Origin of the sequence: Piscicoccus intestinalis NBRC 104926 (genome assembly GCF_001515525.1) — a bacterium.
Lineage (GTDB): Bacteria > Actinomycetota > Actinomycetes > Actinomycetales > Dermatophilaceae > Kineosphaera > Kineosphaera intestinalis.
The window spans coordinates 1-1,349 of record NZ_BCNQ01000019.1; the positions used below are offsets into that span (position 1 = coordinate 1).

The window sequence follows — 1,349 nt, forward strand, 5'->3', positions numbered from 1 at the left end:
CGACAGTTGGCTGCGCCGCCTGCCCGGGCTCGTCGACACCGCCGCGCGCCGCTGGGAGCTGACGATCGACGACGCCCTCGCACGGTTCGGCGAGTGCGCGCTCGTGCTGCCGGTGACGCGGCGCGACGGCACGCCCGCGGCCCTCAAGCTCACGTGGCCGCACCGTGAGTCCCGGCACGAGCATCTCGCGCTGCGGGCGTGGTCGGGAGACGGCGCGGTCCGCCTGCTCGCCGCCTACCCCAGCGAGGACGCGCTGCTCCTGGAACGTCTCGACCCCGACTCCGACCTGACCGGCGTCGACGAGTACGACGCGTGCCAGATCATCGGGGGATTGCTGGCGGCTCGACCGGCCCGCCCTCCCCCAGCTCGACACGCTCTCGGCCTGGGTCGAGGGCTTCACCGGCCGCGCCGCCCTGGGCAACCCTCACCTGCCCCGCCGCTTCGTCGAGCAGGCCCGGACGCTGGCGGTCGAGCTGGCCTCCGACGCGGAGGCCGTCGATGCCCGGCTGGTGCACACCGACCTGCACTACGAAAACGTGCTGGCCCATCCGGTCAGCCGCGAGTCGCTCGCGATCGACCCCAAGCCGATGGCGGCCGAGCCCGCCTTCGCCGTATGGCCGGCGCTGCACAACCGCTGGGCCGAGGCCGCCGACGGCTCCGAGGGCGAGCTGCGCTGGAGCATCCGCTGCCGCCTCGGGTGGCTCTGCCACGCCGCCGGAATCGACGAAGACCGGTCTCGCGCCTGGGCGCTCGTGCGCACCGTCGACGACGCGATCGACCTGGCCGCGGCCGGCGACGCGGAGACGGTGTCGCAGCGCATCCGTCTCCTCAAGGCCCTGCAGCCCGACGCGTGAGCCACGCCAGCCGCGGCAGACCCGCGAGCCGCGGGGCCGTTACGCGAGCACGGCCCGCGGCTCGCTGGAGCCGGTCGAGTCGGCCGACCCCGTGGAGTCGCCGGCCGCCGAGGCGTACCCCTTGCCGGTGATGAGGCGGTGCATAACGGCGGCGATGGCTCCGTCTCCGGTGACGTTGGTGGCGGTCCCGAAGGAGTCGACCGCGATATGCAGGGCGATGATGAGGCCGAGCTGCGCCTCGTTGAAGCCGAGCATCGAGCCGATGATGCCGACGGCGGTCATGATCGCGCCGCCGGGCACGCCGGCGCCGCCACCATCGTGATCCCGAGCATGAAGACCGTGTAACTGCGCCGTCACAGGATTTTTCTCAGGCTTGTTCCGGGTGACCAGGGAGCACCGTTCATTCCGGGCATGACGGGCGGGCAATAACGGGCCGCGTTCAGCCGCTCGGCGGGAGGCAACTCCCGGAGGGCCCGGGCGGCGGTGCCGGCGATC

3 pseudogenes are annotated in these 1,349 nt (G+C 73.1%); 2 read left to right on the plus strand and 1 reads right to left on the minus strand.

Features of this window, described 5'->3' with window-relative positions:
- Window positions 1–103 precede the first annotated feature (103 nt).
- Window positions 104–280, plus strand: a pseudogene (locus PINTE_RS24990) (aminoglycoside phosphotransferase family protein); the annotation flags it as partial.
- Between the two features lie 124 nt (window positions 281–404).
- Window positions 405–854, plus strand: a pseudogene (locus PINTE_RS24745) (aminoglycoside phosphotransferase family protein); the annotation flags it as partial.
- 39 nt (window positions 855–893) lie between these two features.
- Here the strand turns inward: PINTE_RS24745 and PINTE_RS05530 are convergent.
- Window positions 894–1,192 (minus strand): annotated as a pseudogene (locus PINTE_RS05530) (cation:dicarboxylate symporter family transporter); the annotation flags it as partial.
- Window positions 1,193–1,349 lie beyond the last annotated feature (157 nt).